The sequence below is a fragment of the Alkalicoccobacillus plakortidis genome (assembly GCF_023703085.1).
GTDB lineage: Bacteria > Bacillota > Bacilli > Bacillales > Bacillaceae_D > Alkalicoccobacillus > Alkalicoccobacillus plakortidis.
Map to the genome: position 1 here is coordinate 47796 of NZ_JAMQJY010000002.1, position 25605 is coordinate 73400.

The 25605-nt window shown below is 40.0% G+C and carries 26 protein-coding genes and 4 pseudogenes; 12 read left to right on the forward strand and 18 right to left on the reverse strand.

Annotation, left to right across the window (positions count from 1 at the left end; translation table 11 throughout):
• Positions 1-2 precede the first annotated feature (2 nt).
• The 4 genes from ku (at position 3) to NDM98_RS14605 (ending at position 3767) form a co-directional block, all read left to right on the forward strand.
• Positions 3-830: a non-homologous end joining protein Ku gene (ku, locus tag NDM98_RS14590; protein ID WP_251609285.1), complete on the forward strand. Its 828-nt coding sequence runs from the start codon at positions 3-5 to the stop codon at positions 828-830.
• Positions 831-898: 68 nt separating this feature from the next.
• Positions 899-1597, forward strand: a complete 699-nt coding sequence (gene mtnN, locus NDM98_RS14595; protein WP_251609287.1) for a 5'-methylthioadenosine/S-adenosylhomocysteine nucleosidase — start codon at positions 899-901, stop codon at positions 1595-1597.
• 89 nt (positions 1598-1686) lie between these two features.
• Positions 1687-1923: a YrhC family protein gene (locus tag NDM98_RS14600; RefSeq protein ID WP_251609290.1), complete on the forward strand. Its 237-nt coding sequence runs from the start codon at positions 1687-1689 to the stop codon at positions 1921-1923.
• A gap of 188 nt (positions 1924-2111) precedes the next feature.
• Positions 2112-3767, forward strand: a complete 1656-nt coding sequence (locus NDM98_RS14605; protein WP_251609293.1) for an IS1182 family transposase — start codon at positions 2112-2114, stop codon at positions 3765-3767.
• A 157-nt stretch (positions 3768-3924) separates the two neighbouring features.
• Here the strand turns inward: NDM98_RS14605 and NDM98_RS14610 are convergent, their stop codons facing one another.
• Both NDM98_RS14610 and lplA read right to left on the reverse strand, forming a co-directional pair.
• Positions 3925-4539: an NUDIX hydrolase gene (locus tag NDM98_RS14610; RefSeq protein ID WP_251609296.1), complete on the reverse strand. Its 615-nt coding sequence runs from the start codon at positions 4537-4539 to the stop codon at positions 3925-3927.
• 206 nt (positions 4540-4745) lie between these two features.
• Positions 4746-5736 (reverse strand): annotated as a pseudogene (gene lplA / locus NDM98_RS14615) (lipoate--protein ligase).
• A 166-nt stretch (positions 5737-5902) separates the two neighbouring features.
• Between lplA and NDM98_RS14620 the strand changes: the two are divergent.
• A complete protein-coding gene (locus NDM98_RS14620; RefSeq protein WP_251609300.1) occupies positions 5903-6889 on the forward strand; it encodes a phosphotransferase enzyme family protein in 987 nt (328 codons plus the stop codon).
• 40 nt (positions 6890-6929) lie between these two features.
• Here the strand turns inward: NDM98_RS14620 and NDM98_RS14625 are convergent, their stop codons facing one another.
• Positions 6930-8339 (reverse strand): YfcC family protein, encoded by a 1410-nt coding sequence (locus NDM98_RS14625; RefSeq protein ID WP_308807750.1) that lies wholly within the window; start codon positions 8337-8339, stop codon positions 6930-6932.
• A 116-nt stretch (positions 8340-8455) separates the two neighbouring features.
• Between NDM98_RS14625 and NDM98_RS14630 the strand changes: the two are divergent.
• A pseudogene (locus NDM98_RS14630) lies at positions 8456-9627 on the forward strand (M20 family metallopeptidase).
• Between the two features lie 52 nt (positions 9628-9679).
• On the opposite strand, the pseudogene NDM98_RS14635 reads toward NDM98_RS14630, so the two are convergent.
• Positions 9680-10338 (reverse strand): annotated as a pseudogene (locus tag NDM98_RS14635) (amino acid ABC transporter permease).
• A 14-nt stretch (positions 10339-10352) separates the two neighbouring features.
• On the reverse strand, positions 10353-11222 hold the full coding sequence (locus tag NDM98_RS14640; protein ID WP_251609302.1) for a transporter substrate-binding domain-containing protein: 870 nt from the start codon (positions 11220-11222) through the stop codon (positions 10353-10355).
• Positions 11223-11634: 412 nt separating this feature from the next.
• Between NDM98_RS14640 and NDM98_RS14645 the strand changes: the two genes are divergently transcribed.
• The 4 genes from NDM98_RS14645 to NDM98_RS14660 all read left to right on the forward strand — a co-directional run bounded on the left by NDM98_RS14645 (position 11635) and on the right by NDM98_RS14660 (position 15712).
• Positions 11635-12966: an L-cystine transporter gene (locus tag NDM98_RS14645; protein WP_251610381.1), complete on the forward strand. Its 1332-nt coding sequence runs from the start codon at positions 11635-11637 to the stop codon at positions 12964-12966.
• A gap of 128 nt (positions 12967-13094) precedes the next feature.
• The gene (locus NDM98_RS14650; protein WP_251609305.1) at positions 13095-13616 is read left to right on the forward strand and encodes a ribonuclease H-like YkuK family protein; all 522 of its coding nucleotides are present in this window, start codon (positions 13095-13097) and stop codon (positions 13614-13616) included.
• A 97-nt stretch (positions 13617-13713) separates the two neighbouring features.
• A complete protein-coding gene (locus tag NDM98_RS14655) occupies positions 13714-14934 on the forward strand; it encodes a Bcr/CflA family multidrug efflux MFS transporter (protein ID WP_251609308.1) in 1221 nt (406 codons plus the stop codon).
• A 115-nt stretch (positions 14935-15049) separates the two neighbouring features.
• A complete protein-coding gene (locus NDM98_RS14660) occupies positions 15050-15712 on the forward strand; it encodes a histidine phosphatase family protein (RefSeq protein ID WP_308807760.1) in 663 nt (220 codons plus the stop codon).
• A gap of 61 nt (positions 15713-15773) precedes the next feature.
• Here the strand turns inward: NDM98_RS14660 and NDM98_RS14665 are convergent, their stop codons facing one another.
• From NDM98_RS14665 to NDM98_RS14680, 4 genes are all read right to left on the reverse strand, one after another.
• The gene (locus NDM98_RS14665) at positions 15774-16061 is read right to left on the reverse strand and encodes a DUF3219 family protein (RefSeq protein WP_251609311.1); all 288 of its coding nucleotides are present in this window, start codon (positions 16059-16061) and stop codon (positions 15774-15776) included.
• Positions 16062-16550: 489 nt separating this feature from the next.
• Positions 16551-16850 (reverse strand): peptidylprolyl isomerase, encoded by a 300-nt coding sequence (locus tag NDM98_RS14670; RefSeq protein WP_251609314.1) that lies wholly within the window; start codon positions 16848-16850, stop codon positions 16551-16553.
• 85 nt (positions 16851-16935) lie between these two features.
• Positions 16936-17181: a YetF domain-containing protein gene (locus tag NDM98_RS14675; RefSeq protein WP_251609316.1), complete on the reverse strand. Its 246-nt coding sequence runs from the start codon at positions 17179-17181 to the stop codon at positions 16936-16938.
• Positions 17182-17227: 46 nt separating this feature from the next.
• Complete coding sequence (locus NDM98_RS14680) at positions 17228-17386, reverse strand: hypothetical protein (RefSeq protein ID WP_251609318.1); 159 nt, start codon at positions 17384-17386, stop codon at positions 17228-17230.
• A gap of 155 nt (positions 17387-17541) precedes the next feature.
• Between NDM98_RS14680 and NDM98_RS14685 the strand changes: the two genes are divergently transcribed.
• Positions 17542-17916 carry a TIGR04086 family membrane protein gene (locus NDM98_RS14685; RefSeq protein ID WP_251609191.1) on the forward strand — a complete coding sequence of 125 codons (375 nt, stop codon included), beginning with the start codon at positions 17542-17544 and terminating at the stop codon, positions 17914-17916.
• Positions 17917-17967: 51 nt separating this feature from the next.
• On the opposite strand, the gene yajC is transcribed toward NDM98_RS14685, so the two are convergent.
• The 6 genes and pseudogenes from yajC to ruvA form a co-directional block, all read right to left on the reverse strand.
• The gene (yajC, locus tag NDM98_RS14690) at positions 17968-18225 is read right to left on the reverse strand and encodes a preprotein translocase subunit YajC (RefSeq protein ID WP_251609189.1); all 258 of its coding nucleotides are present in this window, start codon (positions 18223-18225) and stop codon (positions 17968-17970) included.
• A 93-nt stretch (positions 18226-18318) separates the two neighbouring features.
• Positions 18319-19458, reverse strand: a complete 1140-nt coding sequence (tgt, locus tag NDM98_RS14695; protein WP_251609187.1) for a tRNA guanosine(34) transglycosylase Tgt — start codon at positions 19456-19458, stop codon at positions 18319-18321.
• 18 nt (positions 19459-19476) lie between these two features.
• Positions 19477-20503 (reverse strand): annotated as a pseudogene (gene queA / locus NDM98_RS14700) (tRNA preQ1(34) S-adenosylmethionine ribosyltransferase-isomerase QueA).
• A gap of 78 nt (positions 20504-20581) precedes the next feature.
• Positions 20582-20794 (reverse strand): DUF2905 domain-containing protein, encoded by a 213-nt coding sequence (locus NDM98_RS14705; RefSeq protein WP_251609320.1) that lies wholly within the window; start codon positions 20792-20794, stop codon positions 20582-20584.
• The gene (gene ruvB / locus NDM98_RS14710; protein WP_251609322.1) at positions 20791-21792 is read right to left on the reverse strand and encodes a Holliday junction branch migration DNA helicase RuvB; all 1002 of its coding nucleotides are present in this window, start codon (positions 21790-21792) and stop codon (positions 20791-20793) included. Before ruvB ends, NDM98_RS14705 begins: the two co-directional genes overlap by 4 nt.
• Positions 21793-21809: 17 nt before the next feature.
• On the reverse strand, positions 21810-22421 hold the full coding sequence (gene ruvA / locus NDM98_RS14715; RefSeq protein ID WP_251609324.1) for a Holliday junction branch migration protein RuvA: 612 nt from the start codon (positions 22419-22421) through the stop codon (positions 21810-21812).
• A gap of 135 nt (positions 22422-22556) precedes the next feature.
• Between ruvA and NDM98_RS14720 the strand changes: the two genes are divergently transcribed.
• Entirely contained in the window at positions 22557-22811 is a 255-nt protein-coding gene (locus NDM98_RS14720) for a hypothetical protein (protein ID WP_251609326.1), read from the forward strand.
• Positions 22812-22871: 60 nt separating this feature from the next.
• Here NDM98_RS14720 and NDM98_RS14725 read toward each other — a convergent pair whose 3' ends face one another.
• The 3 genes from NDM98_RS14725 to NDM98_RS14735 all read right to left on the reverse strand — a co-directional run bounded on the left by NDM98_RS14725 (position 22872) and on the right by NDM98_RS14735 (position 25594).
• Positions 22872-23009: a hypothetical protein gene (locus NDM98_RS14725; protein ID WP_251609328.1), complete on the reverse strand. Its 138-nt coding sequence runs from the start codon at positions 23007-23009 to the stop codon at positions 22872-22874.
• Between the two features lie 14 nt (positions 23010-23023).
• The gene (locus NDM98_RS14730; protein ID WP_251609329.1) at positions 23024-24100 is read right to left on the reverse strand and encodes a response regulator aspartate phosphatase; all 1077 of its coding nucleotides are present in this window, start codon (positions 24098-24100) and stop codon (positions 23024-23026) included.
• A gap of 141 nt (positions 24101-24241) precedes the next feature.
• Positions 24242-25594, reverse strand: coding sequence for a gluconate:H+ symporter (locus NDM98_RS14735; protein WP_251609330.1), 1353 nt, complete (start codon positions 25592-25594; stop codon positions 24242-24244).
• Between the last annotated feature and the right edge of the window lie 11 nt (positions 25595-25605).

The following is a 25605-nucleotide window of genomic DNA, read 5'->3' on the forward strand; positions in this document are numbered from 1 at the left end:
AGATGCATACAGTATGGAAAGGTAGTATAAGCTTTGGGCTTGTAAGTATCCCTGTGAAGTTACACACTGCAACAGAAAATAAAGACATTAAGCTAAGACAACTCCACAAGAAATGTCACACACCGATTTCTTATCAGAAGCAGTGTCCAAATTGCGAACAAGAAGTAAAACAAGAAGATATTGTAAAAGCATATGAATACAGTAAGAACAAATTTGTAGTGCTTGATGAAGAGGATTTACAGGAGCTTAAAAAAGAGAATGAAGACAAAGCTGTTGAAATTTTAGATTTTGTGAAGCTTGAAGAGATAGATCCAATTTATTTTGAACGAAGTTATTTTCTTGCACCAGGAGATGGTGGGAATAAAGCCTATTCACTTCTTCACAAAGCATTAGAGCAATCTGGAAAAATTGGTGTGGCTAAGATTATCATTCGTTCTAAGGAACAATTGGCAATCGTTCGTGTGTATCAGCAAAGTTTGCTTATGGAGACGATTCATTTTCCTGATGAAGTACGTAAGGTAGAGGATGTTCCATCGCTTCCTGAGGAGAAAGACGTAGATGAAAAGCAATTAAAAACTGCCTTACTTCTAATTGATCAGCTTACCACTACATTTGATCCAGCTAGCTACCATGATGAGTATCGCGAGGACTTAATGAAACTAATTGAAAAGAAACAATCTGGAGAAGAAACGGTGACAGCATCAACCAAAAAACAAACTTCAACAAATGTAACCGATTTAACAGAAGCACTACAGTTATCGCTTGAAAGAACAAAACCAAAACGAAAAGCAGCCGTAAAACGAAAAACAACTTCACGTAAAAAAGCGTAATCGTCCTGATCAAAAAATGGTGTATACTATACGTATAGTTTATACATAGAGAGAAAGGGCGTTTGATCGTGGTTATAGGAATTATTGGAGCGATGGAAGAGGAAGTAGTACTACTGAGAAGTAAGTTAGAAAACAGACAAGACCGTGTTATTGCAGGCTGTGAGTTTCATGAAGGTACAATAAATGGAGAAAAAATTGTGCTGTTAAAGTCAGGCATAGGAAAGGTAAACGCAGCAATTGGCACAACGTTATTGATACAGTTATTTTCACCTGACCGAATTATCAATACTGGTTCGGCAGGTGGTTTTTATCAGTCACTTTCAGTAGGTGATATTGTCATCTCAACTGAATTGCGTTATCACGATGTCGACGCTACTGTTTTTGGCTATGAATATGGACAGGTTCCACAAATGCCAGCTTTCTATCAACCCGATGCTCATTTGATCGAAGTAGCTGAGCAAGCTGCCCAAAAAGTTGGCATTCATTCTGAAAAAGGACTGATTGTATCAGGTGATTCCTTTATGAGTGATGAAGCTAGAGTAGAAGAAATCAAAACTCTATTCCATGAGCCGTATTGCGCGGAGATGGAGGCAGGAGCGATCGCACAGGTGTGCCAGCAATTTGAGGTTCCATTTGTAATTATTCGTGCATTATCCGATATTGCCGGTAGCGATGCCAAGATGTCGTATGATCAATTTTTGGAGAAGGCATCTGTGAATTCGGCAAAACAAGTGTTGCTAATGGTAGATGCTTTATCAAATAAATAGGATAAATGTTCCTGCATACCCTGCTATTACATCATTTTTTTCATTCAAAGGATGATAGAATGATTGATAGATAGGGGAGGCTGAATATCTTGGAAAACAACAGAGAGAAGATTCTTCTTGGCAAACAGGAGGACTATCATCGTTTTGGTTTTGTTCTTTGGTCATTAGCCGCTTTTTTGTACGTGGGACTTGTTATACCTGAAGACTGGGCAGCAACTACACGCCCGCCTGAACTAATGATTCCAGCAATTTCTGTAGCATTGGTAGGTGCAGTAGTCTGTAATCGATTAGCTGTAAGAGCATCCAAGCAACTTTATGAAGACTAAGAGGAAAAAATAAAAACAACGAGGCTGGACAAAACCCAGTAAAGTGACTAAATGAAATAGACAGGCATCTTCGGATTTTCCGAAGATGCCTGTCTACTTTTTATAGATAAATCATTGGTTTTTAGAAGCAAAATAAGGACCCCTCTGATAGAATTAAGTTACCACACAAAACCCAAAGGGGGATCCTTATGTTTAAACAGTATACCATGCATGATGTCATTTTACCGCTTGATTTAGAAAGAAAATTACCGAAAAATGATATTGCTTTCACCGTGAACACTCTAGTTGAAAGTATCCCAGACGAAGCCTTCGACGCTTTCCTCCGGAAAACGGGACATCCTGCTTATCATCCTCGTATGATGATGAAAATTATTTTGTGCGCCTACACTCAATCGGTCTTTTCAGGTCGTAAGATTGCAGCCCTTCTTCAAGACAGTATTCGTATGATGTGGTTAGCCCAAGAGTATCAACCTAGCTATCGCACCATCAATCGCTTCCGAGTGAACCCCGATGTTCAAGACCTTTTGCGCCAGTGTTTTGTCCAATTCCGCTGTCAGTTGGTCCAGGAAAAGGTCATCGAAGAAGAAGCGATCTTTATTGATGGGACTAAAATCGAAGCGAATGCCAATAAGTTTACCTTCGTGTGGCGGAAGTCTACAGAAAAATATAGTGCTCAGTTGATGGAAAAGTCGAATCGGATGTACGAAGAACTTGTCGAACAGGAGATTATCCCTGCCATTGAAAGAGAAAACCCAGAAGCCCTCACGGACGAGGAGTTAACACAGGTAGCAGAGAAACTTGACGACACCGTGCAGGGATACGATCGCCGTATTGAGGCAAGTGAAGATGTGGCCGAACGAAAGCAGCTACGCTCAGCACGTAAAGCACCGAAACAGTACCGTAAGCAGTATAACGACTTCATTACACGCAACCAAAAATATAAGAGGGATATGGAAATCTTCGGAGATCGTAACAGCTATTCGAAGACAGATCCCGATGCCACATTTATGCGCATGAAAGACGATTATATGAAAAATGGACAGCTTAAACCTGGGTACAATGTGCAGTTGGCGACCGAAGGTCAGTATGCCTTGGCTTATGATGTGTTCCCAAATCCTACAGATACGCGAACCTTTATTCCTTTTTTAGATAAGATCGAACAGGATTTCTTTGCGTTACCCAAATATATTGTCGGAGATGCCGGGTATGGCAGTGAGCAAAATTACGACGATGTCGTCAGCCATCGGAAACGTATTCCTTTGATCACGTATAATCAATACCGAAAAGAGAAGAAAAAGAACTATAAACAAGACCCCTTCCAAATGTCTAACTGGCCATATGATGCCGAAGAGGATGCGTTCACTTGTCCAAATAATCGGAAACTAGCTTTTCACTATCATTCCGAAAAGCGTGATAAAGCGGGTTTTATGCGAAAGTACCGTGTGTATGAATGTGAGGATTGTTCGTCTTGTCCCTTCCGAGCTCAATGTACAAAAGCAAAAGAAGGAAATCAGAGAAGGATCTATTACAACGAACGTTGGGAAGAACAAAAAGCCTATACGAGACAGCTGCTTGCCGAAAAAGAAACAGGTGAAATCTATGGCAAACGCAAAATCGATGTGGAACCAGTCTTCGGATTTCTGAAGGCTAATTTGCGTTTCACTCGAGTCTCTGTACGAAGTAAAGAGAAAGTGAAAAATGAATTAGGATTCGCGTTCATGGCGGTGAACATAAGGAAGTTCACCGCTAGAGCCGTTAGGTTTTCAAGATATTTTAAGAATCGAGTATCAAAAAAGATCTCCTTCACCAAGAAAATGGTGATGGAGATCTTTTTTTGTATCTGAGACTAGTTATGTCCAGCCTCGTTGTTTTTGTCTTCTATGGGAAAATGTCCAAGCGCTATTTTTAATATAGAGCTCTGTTTACTGATATGGAGTTCTCGCGGCTGATTGAGCACTCTCATTGTTGACACGTCTCGCACAACGTTGATTCCACGCCATTTCACACTGCAAAATCTCCTGCTTTTAGCATAGAAGTAAAGGCTACTATCATTCGTGCTGTGAGTCCCCAGATAATGTGCCCGTCATATTGGATTACATATTCAGTGTAGGTTTGTTTTCGATTCTGATAAGCGGATTGATTGGCAATACGCTCGAAAGGAAAACTCTTTGCAAATGAAAATTCAAATGAAGTTTGATGTTCTTCTGCAGGATTCTCTAACAGATACTTTAAAGGAATGCGAAAAGTAGATGAAACCTCTGCTGCATTAGGCTTAATTGTATCTGGGTTTTGAATGTAACAAAGAAACGGATGAATTGTGCCACGTCTAGGACTCATAATTGGCTCAAGAGCAGATGGAGAGAGTACATGGATATCATTCAGGGTCAATCCAAGCTCTTCACACAATTCACGAGAGGCAGCAGAAACGGGATTCGCATCATCTGAGTCGATCCGTCCACCAGGAAAACAGACTTCACCTGGCTGACTACGTAATGAAAGGGCACGAATTTCAAATAAAAGTGACAAGCTCTGATCGGCCTCTCGAACAAGTGGCAACATCACAGCAGCATCATGACTAGAATTTGGAATATGGTTGGTTAAAATTGTCTGAATCATTTGAATATCTTCCATGACAATCCTTTCATCAAGCAAAATGTAGTACATAATTAGAAAATGTGTGAGGATATATGACAAATTTACTGTATCTTCGTTGCAGTTGATTTAAAGTAGGACTTAGGAAAGGTCACTGACCTAGCTTCCAAAATGTTCTCTCTACTCTCCCCCATTGCGGCGGTTCGCTAAGCGGACCGCCACTTTTTTATTTAATATAGAAGATCAAGAAATTCTTCTTTTGTTACCTTCCCAAAGAAAGTAGAGACATCGACTTGTTCAAGTGTCTTTGCAAGTGATCCTGCTTCAAATTTAGTTCCAATTAACAAATCCTCTAATTCACTGACATCTGTTACGCCAAAGAAATCCCCATAAACCTTGCATGCTTCAATATAACCTCGACGAACATTTAATCGGACATCTACATTTCCACCAAGCAAAACGCTTTGAACGTTGGATATCAAAAGCAGGCGATTTTCCGTAATTCCAATCCCAGTTTTGATATCGCTCTTTTGAGAGCTTATGAATAGCTTCCCAATCCGCATCTGTTAATTCGTAGGTAGGAATGTCACCATCGGTATCAAAGATATAGCGTAACAATATTTGTTTGAATTCCTCCATTTTAATTGGTGTATCAAGGAATTCACTAACATTTGCTACACGGCTACGAATGGATTTAATCCCTTTTGAACGTATTTTTTCATCCTTCACATTAAGAGCTGAAACAACGTTTTCAACCTCAGAATCCAGCATCAACGTTCCGTGGCTAAACATTCTTCCTTTTGTCGTGAATTGTGCATTCCCGGAGATTTTTCTCTCTCCAACATGAATGTCATTTCGACCACTTAATTCTGCTGTAACACCTAACTTAGCTAAGGCTTGCACCACAGGTTCAGTGAACTTTTTGAAGTTATGAAAAGAATGGCCATCATCCTCTGCAATAAAACTGAAATTTAGGTTCCCCTCGTCATGATATACAGCCCCGCCACCAGAAAGACGTCTTACAACATATAAATTCTTTTCTTTAACGTAATTAAGATTGATTTCTTCGTATGTATTCTGATTTTTTCCAATAATGATGGATGGACGATTCACATAAAAAAGCAAATAGGTATCTTTTGGATCGAGGTTCTTTAGTGCATATTCCTCGATTGCTAAATTAATCTCAGGATCTGTAATTCCAGTGTTATCAATAAATTTCATCATGTGTAGTATCTCCTTTTTTTCATTTACCTTTACTAATAGTATAGCCATATTTGCGATTAGGGTCGAGTTGAACAACTTCAAACAATGCATATTGCATTATTTTAACAAAACACTGTAACCATGCGCCAAGATGTCCGTATAAATAATAGAGGAGGAGAGGCGCTTGAATCAAAATCAAATAAAAGATGCTGCAGCTCATTATCAAGCAGAATACATGATGTGTTTAGGCGGATTCTTTAATCAAGTGTTTCTAATACGAGATAAAGAGAGAGAATATGTACTAAAAGCATACAATGCCAAACAAGCTTCATTTAGACAGCTCCAATCTGAGTTGATATGGATGCAATCATTACGGGAAAGTGGGGTAGCTGTACCTGAAAATGTGAAGACCCTTGCTTGGGAGCAAATCTTAACAATAAGATATGAAGAAGATATCTATTTTTATATTGCTTTTCATAAGATGGAGGGGACGATTGTTCAGCCGGCAGAGTGGAATAATGAATTCTATCATTTGTGGGGCAAAGCCCTTGGAAAAATGCACCGAGCTGCTTCTACATTTGACGAACCAGATGAGGAGTTTGATTTGCCTCATTGGAGCACAAGTCCGCATTATTTAGCCATCCATGAATCCTTTGATGATAAAATGTTTAACATATATCAAGATATGATTACATACTCAACGACATTGCCTATTTCGAATGAGACATTTGGAATTATTCATCATGACTTCCACCATGAGAATTTTTTTATTCATCAAAAGGAAGTACGTCCATTTGATTTTGGTGATACGCAATACAATTATTTTTTCTATGACTTGGTCGTTACGATTTATCATGCTGTTCAATCTATCAATGTTCAGGATCGAGCCTCATTTTTAGAAACTTTTATGACAAACTTGTTTAGAGGCTATCAATCAGAGTATATTAGTGTGAATCGTTTTGGTGATTGGGTGGAGCAATTACCGTGTTTTCTAGCGTATAGAAGAATGTACTCATACGGGTATTTGCAGCTTTATTTACCGGAGCATAAAAAGGCAAAGCTAGAACCCACTTTTAATAAAATGAAACAAGATATACTTACCGAAACGCCTGTAGTGGAGATGCCGAGCTCTCTAATTAAACAAGTCCAGAGTAATCTATTGGTAAGGTAATACAAACAGCCACCCTTCATGAAAGGGTGGCTGGACCATTTTATGAAATGCCAAACCAAACAGCTGCAAGCAATCCAAGTATTGCAATGATAATCCATGCAACAACTAGTTTCCAAATATATTTAACCCAACGTGTGTATGGAATACCAGCAAGCGCTAAACAAGCCATTAAAACACCATTAGTAGGGTTAATTGTACTCATGACACCATCACCATATTGATAGGCAAGTACGGCAACCTGGCGCTGAATGTCTAACAAATCAGCTAAAGGGGTCATGATCGGCATGGTTGTGGCTGCCTGACCACTACCAGAAGGGATAAAGAAGTTAATAATAAGTTGTACTAAAAACATACCAATCACAGCAAACGATCCTGGAATTTTACTAATTAATTCTGAAACCTGATAAACAATTGTATCTAACACCTGACCTTGTTCCATGACAACAAGGATAGCACGAGCAAATCCAACGATTAACGCTCCATATGCCACATCTTTCATTCCGTTTGTGAATGCCTCGAAGGTTCCGTTTATACGTAAACCACCCACAATTCCGGCAATTAATCCTATTGCGAGGAATGTTCCAGTCATTTCTGTTAAATACCATTCCCATTTAAAAATACCGTACATATTTAAAGCAAATCCGATGATTACACTAATTAGGACAAATGCATGCTTACGAGTGAAAGGTATCTGTTCAGTGTTTGTCGCTGCAATGGTATCCTGCTGAGGTAAATCAGCCAAATAGCTTGCAGATGGATCTTTTTTTACTTTAGCTGCATATCGCATGACAAGTGTGATAGCTGTTAGTAAGAAAAGAACGTAAACGATCAGGCGAAATCCAAGTCCACTAAATAAGGGAACTTCTGCGATCGTTTGAGCCACTCCTACTGTAAAAGGATTCAACATTCCTCCAACAAAACCACAGACTGCGCCAAGATTCAACATGGACATCCCGGTAATAGAGTCATAGCCTAGTGCTTTTGCAACAGCAATACCGATCGGTACGAAAATAATAACTTCTTCTGAAAGGCCAATAGTTGCTCCTGGAATGGAGAATGCAATCATAATCACAGGGAGCAATAGGGCACCATTATTTTTTAATCGATTTACAAGGCCATAAACAGCAGCATCAATGGCTCCGGTTTTTGTGATAACACCAAACGTACCACCAATCAGGAAGATATAAAAAATAATTTGAGCAGAATCTTCCATACCAAGTGGAATGGCTTGGAGAATTTCAAATGGACTAATAGGATTTGATTCAACTGTCTGATAGCTTCCCTCGACTAAAACTGTTCTTTCGCCATCATCAATTCTTTCAAATGTTCCAACTGATAGAAAATAGGTTGATAAAGCTGCTAATACAATCATAAATGATAAGAGTGCATAGGTATGCGGTAGCTCCCATTTGCGTTTCTTGTTGTTAATTTGTTTCTCTTGTTGTCCCACTTTTAACACCTTGCCATTCTAGTATAATTATACAACGCATTGTATTTTGTCTTTTACTAGAATAAAGGATACAATAAAAAAGTCAAGTTAGTATTGGTTATTACGGAGGGATTTAAGTGAAAGAACAAATGAAAGAACAGATTGAAAGTCAAAGAGAAAGCTATCACCGCATCAGTCAGTATATTGGTCATAACCCTGAATTAGGCCATCAAGAATTTAAGGCAGCTAAAGCGTTAACGGATGAATTAACAAAGGAAGGGTTTAACGTCACACTAGGCACTTGTGGCCTTGATACAGCATTTGAAGCGGTGTTTGATAGTGGCAAACCAGGGGCAAAAATTGGATATATGGCAGAGTATGATGCATTACCAGACTTAGGTCATGCTTGTGGTCATAATTTAATTGGAACCATGGCTGTTGCAGCGGGTGTTGCTCTTAGTAAAGTGGTTTCTGAGACTGGAGGAGCCGTTTATGTGTATGGGACGCAGCGGAGGAAACGACTGGTGGTAAAGTGAATATGTCCGATGAGGGAGTTCTTTCGCATTTAGATGCAGCGATGATGGTGCATCCTTCTGCAGAGCATATGGCGAGTGGATCTTCACTTGCAATGGATGCGATTCAGTTTGAGTTTTTTGGACGTGCATCTCATGCAGCTAATTCCCCTCACAAAGGTATTAATGCACTAGATGCTGTTATTCAAACCTTTAATAGTATTAATGCACTTCGGGAGCATCTAACGTCAGATGTTCGCATACATGGAATTATTACCGACGGTGGAAGTGCTGCCAATATTGTTCCTGATTATGCAAAAGCTCAATTTTATGTGCGTTCAGCGAAGCGTTCGGATTTGACGCCGATCTTAGAAAAGGTGAAGAATTGCGCAAAAGGAGCAGCATTAGCAACAGGTGCTCGATTAGAATCTTCCTTTTATGAATTTTCATATGATGACATGAATACGAATGATGCTTTGTCTAAACTGTATACAGCAAATACGCTAGATCTTGGTGTAAGTAAGGTGCAAATAAAAAAGGAGGAGGATGGAGGTTCCCTAGATATGGGTAACGTTAGTCAAGTTGTCCCGTCTATTCATCCTTATGTGAAAATTGCAGATAACGGCTGTGATTATCATACTCATGAATTTAGAGAAGCCGCACTTAGTGAAGAAGGATTTGAAGGGTTAATCCTTGGAGCAAAATCCATGGCATTAACTGGATATGATCTTTTAACAAAACCAGAGCTTCTAAACGAAATTAAAGCTGAATTTAAATCATGGAAAAAGCAACAGTGATAGATGGTAAAAAATCCCGGTGAATGATCGTTCTCCGGGATTTTCCTATGAATTAGATCTGTTTATATTTTGAAAATCTCTTTTCAAAATAGTTTTGAGGAATCGTTAAGATTGTGCACAGTCCCCAATAAATAAAGGCGAGTAGGACATACATCGTAAAATAGTCATATTCACGTCCGCCAACAATTTTAGCCATCTGCATTAGTTCAGGCACCGTAATCATCGCTGCAAGAGAAGTGGCCTTTACTAAATCTAAAAACACATTAAAAAGAGGAGGCGTGGCAACAAGTGCACCTTGAGGGATAATGATCCGTCTTAGTGTTTGCCAATACGTAAATCCGAGTGTTCGACTTGCTTCCCACTGTCCGCGATCAATGGAAGCAATGGCAGAGCGGTTAATCTCTGCTGTATAACCAGCTACATTCATGGTAAAACCAATAAGAGCAGCTGTCACTGCACTAAATTGAATGCCTATTGCAGGTAGCCCTTGGTAAAGTAAAAAGAGCATAACAAGAATAGGTACACCTCTAATAAATGAAATATAAAGTCGGGCTTGCAACTTAAGAAAATAGATGAGGCGTTTCTGGCCAGTCCAATAAACAAACCAAGAACTAAACCAATCCCCATGCTAACAAAGGCTATTAGCATCGTGTAACCTAGCCCTCGTAACACATATGGAATAGAGCGTATGGCAAGATCCAGATCAAACATAACGTTTCTCCCTTTTATTGTTCCTCAATCTCTACATCTGGCTCTTGTGAGACATCAGCTCCACCAAAAAATTGTTGAGAAAGTTCTGTAATGGTTCCGTCCTCAAGCATTTCGTTAATTGCGCTGTTGATTTGTTCCTGTAATTCCGTTTCATCTTTTTTCATAATGATCCCTTGAATACTAGGGAAATAAGCTAAAGTAGGATGTACAACGACATCAATTTCAGGTAGAGCTTCTACAGCTAAACTTTGAAGGTAGTAGTCATTTAATATGACATCCAATCGACCGTTCTCCACATCTCGTAAGTAGGTATCATTTGTGACATTGTCATAAATAACTTCTTCCGCACCATGATCTACACCAATTTGCATGTAAATAGTTGTCGCGGCACCACCTGCTTTTTTTCCTTCAAGATCATCAAGCGTCTCGATGCCTGATAAGTCGTCTGAGCGAACAATAGCCGATCCGTAAGAATGCTTATAAGGATCAGAGAATGAGAATTTTTCTTCTCGGTCTTCTGTGATATCTATATCATTGGCGGCAATGTCTACACGCCCATTATTAACGGCTGTTAAGATATTGTCGATTCCCATTTCACTGAACTCAATGTCGAGATCTAGGCGATTAGCAGCTTCACGAAGAATTTCAACTTCAAATCCAGTTAGCTCATCACTGTCATCCGCGTGATATGAAGTAGGATATAGTGTACCTGACGTTGCGGCTACAATTTTCCCTTCTTCTTGTACCTTATCCCATACAGACTCAGTTGACTCATCAGCAGATTCAGATCCACTTGAGCACGCTCCGAGAACTCCAATTAATGCAGCGCCAACAATAAAACTAGCACTAGTAGATATACGCTTATTCTTTAACAATTCCAACATACAACGTTCCCCCGTAAATGTAGTAAGAGTAATGTCTCCTTAGTGATTATGTCATGAATGAGACTGTATATCAATTGAATGAGAGCAAAATTGATCGAAATGTAGGAGGGATTTTCGTTATGTTTAAGAGAGGAACATAGAACTCGCTCAATTTAGAATCGTAGTGCTAAAACATGCAGAAAGCTATATATCGTTACGATAGATAAATCTGCATTATTTGACTAAAAGTTCGTAAACCTCATAAACTAGAGAAGTCTGCAAAGATTAAACTATTCCTACTTGACAGATATGATTAACGGGACTAAACTGACTAAGCCTATCGAAATTATTTAAGGAGTGAACAACGTTGGATATTTTATATGTTATCATTATTTTAGCTATTCTTTTGGGGTTTGTTGGACTATTGTTTTATATGCAGAAAAAGCATATTTCTTTTTCAAAGCGAGTATTTACAGGATTAGGACTCGGGATTGTATTTGGTTTAGCCCTACAATTTCTATTTGAACCAGATTCATTTGTTATTGAAACATCAGCAGATTGGATGAGTATTATTGGCTCAGGTTATGTTAGATTCCTACAGATGATTGTTATGCCATTAGTATTCATCTCCATCCTATCGGCATTTACTCGATTAACCTTTACGAGTAATCTAGGGAAAATTGCTGCTTTAATTCTTGGTACGTTAATTGCAACGACAGCAATCGCTGCTGCAATTGGGATCACATCTGCATCTATTTTTGATCTGAACGCGGATCAAATTACGCAAGGTGAAGCAGAAACATCAAGAGGTTCTTCTTTAGAAGAAACGTCTGCTGGAATTCAAGCAGATACATTACCACAACAAATTATTGAATTGATCCCATCGAATCCATTTTTGGATTTCACGGGACAACGTGCAACGTCAACAATTGCTGTAGTTATTTTTGCCGCTTTTCTTGGCTTAGCGTATTTGGGAATTAAACGTAAGCAGCCTGAACAGGCAGAGCATTTTGCTAAAATCACAGAAACGATTTACAGCATTGTTATGCGTGTGGTTACACTGATTCTTCGTCTAACTCCTTATGGGGTGTTGGCTATTATGACACGAACGGTTGCCACAAGTGACCTCAACGCTATCATAAGTCTCGGTGAGTTTGTAGCTGCTTCGTATGTAGCATTAATTGCGATGTTTATCGTTCATCTATTAATTTTAACGTTTATTGGATTAAGTCCTGTAACGTACCTAAGAAAAGCATTCCCTGTTCTTGCTTTTGCCTTTACATCAAGAACAAGTGCTGGAGCACTACCAATGAACATCCAAACCCAAAAGCAATTAGGTGTACCTGAAGGTGTGGCTAACTTTGCTGGTTCGTTTGGACTGTCCATCGGTCAAAACGGTTGTGCAGGAATTTATCCAGCGATGCTTGCTGTAATGATTGCACCAACTGTTGGAATTAACCCATTAGATCCAGGATTTCTATTCTTCTTGATCTTTGTTGTAGCAATTAGTTCGTTTGGTGTAGCAGGAGTTGGTGGAGGAGCGACCTTTGCGGCTATTCTTGTTTTATCCGCACTGGATCTCCCAATTGCTCTTGCAGGTGTCTTAATCTCTGTTGAGCCACTAATTGATATGGGTCGTACTGCCTTAAATGTAAGTGGAAGTATGGTCTCAGGTTTATTTACAAGTAAGGTAACCAAACAAATTGATCAAACGGTATATAATGATCCAAATAAGCGTATTGATACACAAGAGCTTGAAGCATAATATTGATTCATTTGGAACTCTAGTCACTTTTGGTGGCTAGAGTTTTTTGTATATATAGATTTGCGTCATGATTTGTACCTTCTGCATATACTAACGTATCAAGGATCAGTAGAAGGAGCGAATGGTGGATGGAGCTGAGAACGTTTTATAATCTCCAAGAGAAAGAGATGACTTTTGAACAAGTATTTGAGCGAATAAAAATGTACATGGCACAGCAGCCTATTGGTCATTATAAATTGATGCTAGGTACCGATTCGCAGGTTCATCCACAGCAAACACGGTTTATTACTGGTATTGTTATTCAACGTCTTGGTCAAGGGGTATGGGCCTGTGCCACTAAAACGATTGTAAAGCGTAAAATGAATCATCTACATGAACGAATCTCCTTTGAAACCTCATTAACTGAAGAAATCGCAACTCTATTCACCGAGAATCACAAAAACGAATTAATCCACATCATTCTTCCTCATATATACGACGGTGCTACATTTTCCATTGAAGGTCATATTGATATTGGTGCCGGTCAAAAAAACCGCACAAGAGAATTTGTTCGAGAGATGACGGGACGAATTGAGTCATCAGGTCTTGAGCCAAAGATTAAGCCTGACTCCTTTGTGGCTAGTTGCTACGCCAATCGATACACCAAATAAATGAATCTGTTTAGTACAGGTCACTGGACAGCGGGTGCGTACTCACGTAGACTAACGATTGATTAGAGAGAACGTGGTTTGAAGGAGAGTAAGAGATATGGTACAAAACCCAACAGGGAAAGAACGAATTGCTTTAGCTTTTTTACTTAGTATGCTTGCTGTACTAGGCCCGCTTAATATTGACATGTATTTACCTAGTTTTCCAGACATAGCGGAGGATCTGGGTGCACGAGAATCCCTAGTGCAGTTGAGTTTAACGGCTTGTTTGTTTGGTCTTGCTGTGGGACAAGTAGTGGTTGGACCTATTAGTGACGCAAAAGGTAGGTTAAAACCTTTAATCATATCAGTGTTGCTATTTGCACTAGCCTCTTTACTCTGTGCACTTGCCCCAAATATTACGTGGCTTATAATAGGACGCTTCCTCCAAGGACTAACAGCTGCAGGAGGTGTTGTTGTATCACGAGCGATCGTGAGGGATGTATTTAGTGGAGCGGAACTGACAAAATTCTTTGCACTGCTTATGGTGATTAATGCCGTAGCTCCGCTTGCTGCACCAATTGTAGGAGGAGCAATTCTGTGGTTACCTTTTACCAATTGGAGTACAATTTTTTACTTCTTATCAATTGTAGGACTTGCTATTGTTGGTATGGTGATGTGGAAGTTAAAGGAGAGTCATCCACCTGAGCGTCGAACACCAAGCTCACTCCCCTTTACGTTAAAAACCTTTGGTGAACTATTTAGAGATAAATCCTTTATTGGTTATGCCTTAACACTAGGGTTTGCTCATGGTGGTAGCTTTGCTTATGTATCGGGAACACCATTTGTATACCAAGGCATTTATGGAGTATCACCACAAGCTTTTAGTATACTGTTTGGGATAAATGGACTCGCTATTATCGGGGGGACGTGGCTTGTAGGGAGATTTGTAGGTAGGATTTCAGAGCAGGCGTTTTTAAGAAGTGGTGTCATTCTTGCAACCGCCGCAACCGCGTTTCTATTAGTTATGACAATATTAGAGGCTCCACTTGCTCTCATTGTTATACCTATTTTCATCTACATGACGAGTATGGGGATGATCCTAACAACATCTTATACGTTGGGTATTAAGAAGCAAGCTCACCGAGCAGGAAGTGCGAGTGCACTGTTAGGACTGTTTCCACTTTTAATTGGGGCAATGGTGGCACCGCTTGTTGGATTAGCAGAAGCATCAGCTGTTCCAATGGGATTGATTTTATTTAGCACTTGCTTAATTGCGCTTGGTTGTTTTTACTTCATTGCGAAAAAAGGTGACCAAGAAGACTCTATTGCACAAAGATGATTTGAAAATTGCAGAGAGGTAAGTAGAGGTGTATGCTTTAAAAGAGAGAGATTTTGTTAAGAAGAATTAGGAGGCGCTTCCGATCGACACATCAAATGATATTAAACTACACCTCATTCGTCATGGTCAAACCATTTTCAACTTTCAAGATAAGGTACAAGGATGGTCTGATACGCCACTAACTGTAAAAGGGCGTACGGTAGCCGCTCGTCTAGGGCGCGGATTAAAGGCAAGAAGTATCGACGCCATCTATTCAAGTGACAGCGGTCGTGCAATTGAAACGGCAACATTGATTCGCGAACATAGCGAAAAGACAGACCTTTCCTTAAAAACAGTAAAAGGACTCCGAGAAATGTATTTTGGAACCTATGAAGGTGGACCTAACCCTGTTTTATGGAATGAAGTGAGAGAAAAAATAGTTCAGAGATACGACAAGGATGGCATCACACGTTCTGACGCTGGCATTGATGAAATATGCCAAACTGTTTCATTACTTGATCCAGAGGCCGAAGATTGGGATACCTATACAAAAAGGTTACTTGATTCCCTTCAAGCCATCGTAGATGACGCTGCAAAGAACGGTCATAAGGATGTATACATCGTTTCACACGGTCTAAGTATCCGTGTCATCCTTCATGTACTAAAATATGATAGCGGCTATCTAAAAATAGAAAACACTAGTATATCTGAGCTCATTTATAAAGCAGGAGCCTTCTCAGCATTCGGTTCTATTAACAATACTGACCTTTTAGTAGAAGAGGAAATAATAACAGAGTAAACGTTAGAAAAAAGCCACTCAGAAATCGTTTCTGAGTGGCTTTTTGAGGTTGGCTTTTGGATTACAATTTCTCAATAAACTCCACCTTGAATTCTCCAACCTCACCCTCGTGATATAAATTGGTTATAGACGTTGAGTACGTGTGAATTGTCGCTTGAAATGACAGTTTTTTTGAAGGAAAGGTAATAAGAAAATCATTTTTGTACAGCAACACGGCAATGTCATGGTATTGTTCGTGTGTCACATCAAAAATAACGCCAATGATTTTTGCGTGCCCTTTTTCATCTTCCCAACATTGCTTCGCTATAACTTGCGTATCATTTATAGTAATAGGTATTTGCTCAGACAAAGTAAGTGCCTCCTTTTTGTCAATCAAATAATCAAGTATAGTGAAAGAGTACCTCAAAAATACCAAGGGGGAATTAAACGACTTGTCTTAACCTGTATGGAAAGATGTAGATACGTATGTTGAAGACAAAATCTTATCCAAAGGATGCCATTTTAGAAGCCAACTGAACAGAAATCGGTGTCAATTGTCCATCATGCCTGCAACTTAGCATGCAACGTACACAAGGAAAGTCTGGATATGTGATACGTGCGGTAAAACTTCAAAGAATGCTCACTTCCAAAGCTTAGAGGATTATTTTCTTTTAATAGAGCCCACAATCACAAATCGTAGCTTACGACATTTTTTAAAAATAGAATCTCCACAGCTTGCTCACTCCCTTTTGTCATCTAACTGTCCTTCTTTTACCGGCACCTACAAAAACCGCACCTACACCATCCCATATCCTCTTCTCCCTTAACAAAGCACAAAAAAACCGCAAGAGCTCAGCTCTCACGGCATTTTAAACCTACTCTTTACCAGAAGAAAAAAGCACCTGCTAGCGCAAGGCCTGCGATTGCACCTTAAAACTGCAAATGGTACGACAGTGTTGGATCCGTAACCACCGTAGTAGCCATATCCGCCTCCATATCCGTAACCACGTCCACCGTTACCGTTACGTCCCATGTCTACATAAACGTGTCTGTCATCTACTTCTACTACTCGTCCGTAATAGCTTTGACCATTCTTATGCTGAATGTTAACGTATCTGCCTTTATAGTTGCAGCATTGTTGGTATAGTGATGATCCCATATTTCCCCTCCTCATTATCAGCGTTCATGAGTAGCATATGGGACTTATAGCTTAATGGTATACGCACATCTCCTCCTGCATATACCTATTTCTTGTCCATTTCATCTATATAGTACAACTGATCCCCACGTACACTGCAATAAGAGATCCGTTTGATGTCTCTGTAACCGAGGTCTTTAATTTGCCTACGTAACCAAAATTCATTTTGTTTCAGTTGCTCTAGCTGTGAATATTGAATTTCACCATCCATGATAACTGGTAAAGGCATTGGTTCAGGAGTTACGGTTTCTTTTAATTCTACAGTCGTTTGCTTTCGTATTCGTTTGATCATATATATAAAAAGTATGCTGATGAGGCTTAGTAGGATAATCAGGATACTATTTTGCTGTGTATTTAAGAGTGGGCCGGACATTAAAATGAATACAGTGAAGCTGAGGACTAACAGGGGGTGTTTTATGGTTTCGACTTGCAATCAGTTGAAATAAGCTAAGTGTGCCAAATATAGCAATAGCTCTTGCTAGTTCATGAATCATCATAATCCGCCTCCTCTTGCTCCTAATGTCCCCCACTTTACTTAAAAGCATGTGATGAAGCATCTTCCAAAAACATATTTTACATAAAATCATTCTAAGCTTGGTCAAGCCTGAATATAGTTGTACCAATAGGCTATGTAGCAAAGGGAGGCTCTCAAATGAATGATCGTCCATTTATTCCGGCGGTTTTTAGTGGGTTAGTTGTCATTATGGCAGGAGCAATCTTGGCCAGTTTGTTGTTAGCAAGCTTTTTAAGTCTGACAAGCTATACGGAACACTCAATAAAATGGTTAATCACATTTTTAGCTTTTTTCTGCTTGTTCATTGGTGGATTTGTATCAGGAGCGAAGGCAAAAACAAAGGGCTGGCTAGCAGGAGGTTTAACCGCCATTCTATTTAGCCTTGTTGCTTATTTAATCTCAACGTTAGGTTATGATGTTGCCTTCACAAGTTCTCAGTTTATGCTACATGGCGGCTATCTACTCACAGGCGCAGTTGGTGGGATGATCGGGGTTAACCTCATGAAATCATAACTAGAAAAAAGCACAAACCAGATCTTATCCGGTTTGTGCTTTTTCTTATTACTAGTCTCTAACGATATCACGAACTGAAGCGCGGTCAAATGTAAGCTTACGGTTGTCATTCACTAGAAGAATAACCGTATCCTCATCAATCGCATCAATCGTACCGTGAAGCCCTCCGATTGTCACAATCTTATCTCCACGTTGCAATGAGCTATGCATTTCACGTACTTGTTTCTGACGTTTTTGTTGTGGTCTAATTAAAAAGAAATAGAAGACAACAATCATCAGAACTATGGATAGTAGTGGTGCTAGTTCCATTTATAATTCCCCCTTTCTGGTGTACCAGATTGTCAGCTTGCATCGCTCTCATCAAAAGTCGATATGGCTATCATCTGTTTCACAAATTTACAATTAGAAGTTTTTAGCATTCGCCTTATTGAAACCATACTGCTCAAAAAATTCTTCTTTAAAGTCGAGCAACCTGTCCTCCATAATTGCCTGGCGAACGTCCACCATTAAGTTTAACAGGAAATGTAGATTATGATAAGTAGTAAGTCTAAATCCGAACGTTTCTTCACATTTGATTAGGTGGCGGATGTAAGCCCTTGAATAATTCTGACATACATGGCAGTCACAATTCTCATCAAGTGGTCCAAAATCGCGCGCATACTTAGCATTACGCACGACAAGACGTCCATTACTTGTCATACATGTCCCATTTCTAGCAATTCTTGTAGGCAACACGCAGTCAAACATATCAATTCCCCTTATAGCACCATCAATAAGTGAATCTGGAGAACCAACTCCCATTAAATAACGTGGCTTATCAAATGGCAGGAGTGGCGTTGTGAATTCTAATGCTCTATTCATCACATCTTTAGGTTCTCCCACGGATAAACCGCCAATTGCATAACCTGGAAAGTCTAATGAAACAAGGTCACGAGCACTTTGCTTACGTAAATCTTCGTACTCTCCACCTTGAACAATACCGAAGAGGCCTTGATCCTGCGGACGAGCGTGAGCTTCTAAGCACCGCTCTGCCCAACGACTTGTGCGTTCTACGGATTTTTTCATGTAGTCATGCTCAGCTTGGAATGGAGGGCATTCATCAAAAGCCATCATAATATCTGAACCGAGTGCATTTTGAATTTCCATTGCACCTTCAGGCTTTAGAAAAAGCTTTGCTCCATTAAGATGATTGCGGAATTCTACGCCTTCTTCTGTAATCTTACGCAAATTACTCAAACTAAATACCTGAAAGCCGCCAGAATCTGTTAAAATCGGACGATCCCAGTTCATAAACTTGTGTAGGCCACCTGCTTCACGAATAATCTCATGTCCAGGACGAAGCCATAAATGATACGTATTACTTAAAATAATTTGAGCATCCATACGATGAAGATCTTCAGGACTCATCGTTTTGACCGTAGCCAACGTTCCAACGGGCATAAACATTGGTGTCTCAAATGTCCCGTGTGGTGTATGGACTCGGCCAAGTCTAGCTCCTGATTGCTTACATGTTTTGATGTGTTCATACCTAATAGCAGACATACTCATATCCCTTTCTTGTTACTTAATCAGCATAGCATCGCCAAAGCTGAAAAAGCGATAATTCTCTTGTACCGCATGTGCATACGCGCGTAAAATGGCTTCTCGTCCACCTAACGCACTTACTAGCATCACAAGGGTTGACTTGGGTAAATGAAAATTTGTAATTAAAGCATCAACGGCTTTGAATGTGTAACCTGGATAGATGAAAATATCTGTCCAGCCTGATGCCTCTGTAAATGTCTCTTGAGCCGTAGCAATCGTTTCAAGCGTACGCGCAGAGGTTGTTCCAACTGCAACGATTCGCCCATGACGCTCACGAGTTTCTTGCAGGATCGCTGCTGTTTCAGCACTCATTTGATAAAATTCTGAATGCATCTGGTGTGTTTCAATTGTATCAACACTCACAGGACGGAATGTACCTAACCCAACATGAAGCGTGATTGGTGCGATTTGTACACCCTTCTCTTTTAAACGAGTGAGCAATTCCTCAGTAAAATGCAACCCGGCCGTTGGCGCTGCAGCGGAGCCAACATGTTTGGAATAAACCGTTTGATAGCGTTCACGGTCATCAAGTGTCTCCTTAATATAAGGAGGCAGGGGCATTTCACCTAACTGATCAAGCACTTCATGAAAAATACCGCTATAACTCATTTCAAAGTCGCGCCCACCTTGCTCGCCTTCCGCTACACATGTTGCTTTTAACAAACCGCCACCAAATTCAACCACCGTGCCAACCTTCACACGCTTAGCTGGTTTAGCTAAAGTCTCCCAAGCGGTCACCTTCTATTTGTTTCAAAAGTAAAAGCTCAATTGCGGCTCCCGTATCCTGCTTTTCACCGTGTAATCTCGCAGGCATCACACGAGTGTCATTAATGACCAAACAATCTCCAGCACTTAGCTCATCTTCAATCGAGGAAAAAAATCGATCTTCTGTTTCTCCCGTTTGCTTATCTAGCACAAGCAAACGAGACGCCGTTCGATCAAGAAGCGGCGTCTGCGCAATTAATTTTTCTGGTAGGTCAAAATCAAAATCTTCTACGTTCATATCTATACGTCACCTTTTTTTGTTGTCATACGTAAGTCCTTCATAAGAATAACGGACTTATCCCTTCAAATCAAGCACTCAGCGTCGAAATAATAAGAGAAGCAAACTGAGTACCACACTTACAATAATCGAAGTCATCAACGGAAAATAAAACGTCATATTTTCTCGTTTAATCACAATATCTCCGGGCAAGCGTCCAATTGGCAAAAATCTGCCGCCAAAATGCCATAACAAACCAACTACAATCAAGACCAATCCGCCGATAATCAGCAGCTTTGGAATATCGCTCATGATTCTGGCACCTCTAGTTTAAAGTGTTCATAACAAGCGTGTGTCACTACACGTCCTCTTGGAGTACGCTGTATAAAACCGATTTGTAAGAGATACGGCTCATATAAGTCCTCGATTGTCTCTGATTCCTCGCCAATAGTCGCCGCAATCGTATCCAACCCAACAGGACCACCACGGAATTTTTCGATCATTCCTCGTAATAGCTTGTCATCAATATGATCAAGACCAAGTCGATCTACCTGCAATCTTTCTAAAGCACCTGCTGCTAACTTATATGTGATGACCCCTTCACCCTCTACCTGCGCAAAGTCACGAACACGTTTTAACAATCGGTTTGCAATACGTGGTGTGCCTCTTGCTCGTCTAGACAACTCTTCCGCTGCACCCTCTTCAAGCTCTGTTACAAAAATATCTGCTGTGCGTCTTATGATGTCTGCAAGCTCTTGCTCATTGTAGTACTCCAAACGCTCTACCACACCAAATCGATCACGGAGTGGTGCTGAGATCATTCCAGCTCTCGTTGTAGCGCCAACCAATGTAAATGGAGGTAAATCCAAACGAACGGATCGCGCTGTTGGCCCCTGACCAATGACTATATCTAAGCAAAAATCCTCCATCGCTGGATACAATACCTCTTCAACCGAGCGATTTAAACGATGTATTTCATCAATAAATAGGACATCTCCTGGCTCCAACGCAGTCAGAATTGCAGCCAAATCACCAGGTCGCTCAATAGCCGGTCCCGACGTAGTCCGCATTTGCACACCCATTTCCGAGGCAATAATTGCCGACAACGTTGTTTTTCCGAGACCTGGAGGACCATGTAACAAGACATGATCAAGGCTTTCTTCGCGCATCTTAGCAGCTTGAATATACACTTCTAAATTACGTTTCACCTTTTCTTGCCCAATATATTGTGTAAAACTTAACGGGCGAATCCCACTTTCAATTGAATCCTCCATTGGCTGGCTCTCTGCTGAAACCAAACGCTCTTCCATGTGATAACCGCCTTTCCTTAACGCTTAAGCAGAAGCTGAAGCGCCTTCTTAATGTAGCCATCAATCTCAAGCGTCTCTTCTTCAAGTTTTGGACGAACTTTCTTTAATTCCTTTTCTACATAGCCAAGTGCACGTAAAGCTTCAAATGCCTCTTCTAATGCGTCCGTTTTCGGCTCTTCATAAGGAGCAAATAAAGTTGGTTCTGCTGATAGTACGCCTTCCCCTGCAAAATCAGTCAGTTTACCCTTCAGATCCAAAATAATTTGTCGCGCTGTTTTTTTACCGACTCCAGGAAAACGAGTCAATAGTGCTTCATCCTCTTGTTCAATTGCCGCCACCACGTGTTCAGGCTGCCCAGATGCACAAATAGCAAGCGCACCTTTTGGTCCAATCCCTGAGACATTTAACAGCTTTTCAAATAAAGCTCGATCCTTACGTGTTGGAAAACCAAATAATCGGATTTGATCTTCTCTCACATAATGATGCGTAAAGATTTGAATATCCTTATGTACCTCATGCTGGTAAATATACGGATTTGGACAGAATATCTGATATCCTAACCCGTGATGGTCTACCACTACATATTGAGTATCAATGGTTTCAAGCGTTCCTTTAACATAATCTATCAAAAGTCTAACCTCTCTTATGCGAACATTTATTTCTATTTTAGCACATCAATCGAGCGCGGTCACACCGGAATCATGTGTAAAGCCTTCTAAATCAGGGTATGGTAGCTTATGGTTAAAAAGGAAGGAGAATGTAGTATGTTCAAACGTGATCAAGCAAACGCCTTAATGACCCTTCAGCCTAAAGAACGATACTACCGCAGTCTGATTTTTGTACCTTTTGTCCTTTTGTTTATTGTTCTTATGTTTGTGATTCCCGGTGGCAATTGGCCTCTTCCAGTCAAAATCATCATTTCCGCGCTATTCATTATCTTAGTTACTTGGCGCCTTATCATTAATTATAGGAGGGCTAGAGAGCAGATTGAACTTGAGAAAATAGATCAACAAAGATAGAACAATAAAAAAAGGCGTCCACACTGGGACGTCTACATACTCTTTAGCTCGTTCTTCTTTTTATGGTTTCCCTCTACCTGTGTCGACTTTCCCTGTTGTGGTGTATTCAATAACTGGTTTGCCTACCGCAGCCTGTGTTTGATGAGAGAATCCTGATGAAATACTGATTAACACAATGGCCACACTTAGTGTGATCATCGATTTTCTTATTGCTAATCACTCCCCAAAGTAAATTGAAGAACATTCATTTCACGAGCTATTTTCATATAATTCAACGCAAGTTTGTAATTTCCTTCTTTTTCATAAAAATTTGAAATTTCTTCGCAGACCTCTGCTGTATCAAAATACAGTTCATCATCTTTTAGCATTTGAATGCCTTGATCCACTTTCAATTGGTCAGGATTCACATGAAGATGCCTGCAAATTAAGCATCTAGCCTGATATTCAATGTTGCCACGTTCAACAGCTAACTGTTCAGCCTCAACTAGCAACGACAGTGCCCCAGGCTCTCCAAGTCTCAGCTTGATAAAAGACAGATCTGCTTTTGTTTTTAATGCGATGACAGAGCTTTTATGTTCTGGAATCGCAAGCGCCAACTCCATATATTCTTTTGCTTCTTCTTGTAAGTTTTGTCGTAGTCTATTTAAACCGATTCCTCTAAGGATTAATGCATGAGCAAACGGAATATCTACGGACTCTCTCCGAATGCGTTGATACCTAGTTTCAGCTTCATCAAATCGATTAATTTCCGTATCAATTGCCGCTAAAACAAGTTCAGCATACAAGACTTTCTCGCGATAGGACTCGTCCATTTTAAAGATATTTAACGCCAGTTCCAAATAAGAAACAGCAAATGTGTATTGATTAATGTGATAATACCCTTCTGCAATACGTTGATAAAACTCCGCACGTTCATAATCATCCGTTACATGCTCAAGTAAGTTTTCAGCTCTAACATAAAGTCTAATCGCAGCTTTAAATCTACTTTTGTGAAATTCATTTTGACCGTTCATAAAATAATAAAGAAACTCTAAAAAGGGGTCGGTTTGATCCATTATCACGACTGGAGGACCTTCAACGTGATTTACTGATTCTTGTAACAGCAACTGATGTCTAAACTCAAGCAATGAATAATAGGCCAAAACCTTGTCACTCTGCTCCATGTCCGATAGTAGCATTGAAATTTCTTGCTTTATTACAGTCGATTTCTCTATATCTCTAGCAATCATCAATTTATACCATTCTGCACATCTTGCCCCAACTTCAGCAGCTGAAATTGCTGTTCTCAAACAACCACCTCCCTATATCTATTATACCGGTAAAATTTTCATGCTGACAATCACTAAGAACTGGAAATGGGTTGTTTTTTTTTGAAAACTGAATAGAAAAATAGAGTGCCCATTCATTAAGCACTCTACCTCTTTTTATTTTTAAACAAAAACACTCAAAAGCAGTACAAACACTAATCCACAAACAGATATAATCGTTTCAAGTGCCGTCCAAGTATAAAACGTTTCTTTGACGGTTAATCCAAATGACTCTTTGACAATCCAGAATCCTGTGTCATTCACATGAGAGGCAATGACACTACCTGCTCCAGTTGCAAGCACCATTAGCGCGAGATTGACATCTGATCCACCCATAAGCGGAATTACAAGGCCTGCCGTAGTAAGGGCTGCTACTGTTGCCGAGCCTTGAGCTACTCTCATTAAAGCAGCTATTAACCAAGCTAAGAACAGTGGTGAAAGAGAGCTTCCTTCAAAAATCTGCGCAACGTAATCCCCTACGCCACCAACAATAAGCACTTCTTTTAAAGAACCACTAATCCCTAAAATTAATAGAATCATACTGATTGCTTTCACAGACGTTTCTGCAGACTTCATCAGTTGAGACATTGTCCGTTTTTGTGAAATACCCATCGTATACAAGGCTACTAACAATGAGATAAACATAGTGGTTGTCGGTTGACCAATAAAGGCCATAAAATCAAACGCTGCATTACCGGATACACCGGTTGTTTCCTGCAGTAGATTTGTAATCGTTGCGATTCCCATTAATAGGACTGGGAACAATGCTGTTAGTGCACTTTTAAAAAATCCTGGTGTTTCTTCAATTAGCATCTGCTCTGCATCACCAATTGATGCCATTGCACTTGTATTAATTTTCTCAAATGCCTCAGGAACGAGCTTCCGTGCATATTTTGTAAATAAAGGTCCTGCGATGATAACGGTCGGAATTGAAATAATGAATCCGTATACAAGAACCATCCCAATGTCGGCACCGTATTCCCCGGCAATTACAGTTGGTCCTGGATGTGGTGGCAAAAAGGCATGTGTTACTGATAAAGCCGTTGCCATCGGTAATCCTAAATATAGAAAGGAGACATTCACCTGTTTTGCGATTTGATACACAATTGGAATTAAGAGAACAAGTCCCACTTCAAAAAATAACGCAATCCCTAATATAAAGGCAGTAAGAACTACAGCCCATTGAATCTTCTTCTCTCCAAAAATATCAATTAGCGTAACAGAAATACGTTGGGCTCCCCCACCGTCAGCAATTAATTTACCCAAAATAGCTCCGAAACCAAAAATCAGTCCGACACTACCAAGCGTACCTCCCATACCCGTTTCAATCGCGGCAACGATCTCAGTTAACGGAATTCCTAATGCCACTGCGAGTAAAAACGATACAATAGCCAACGAAAGAAACGTATTGATTTTTAATTTCATGATCAATAATAGTAATAATGCTACTCCTAATGCCGTAATGATTAAAGGCATTTCCTCCACTC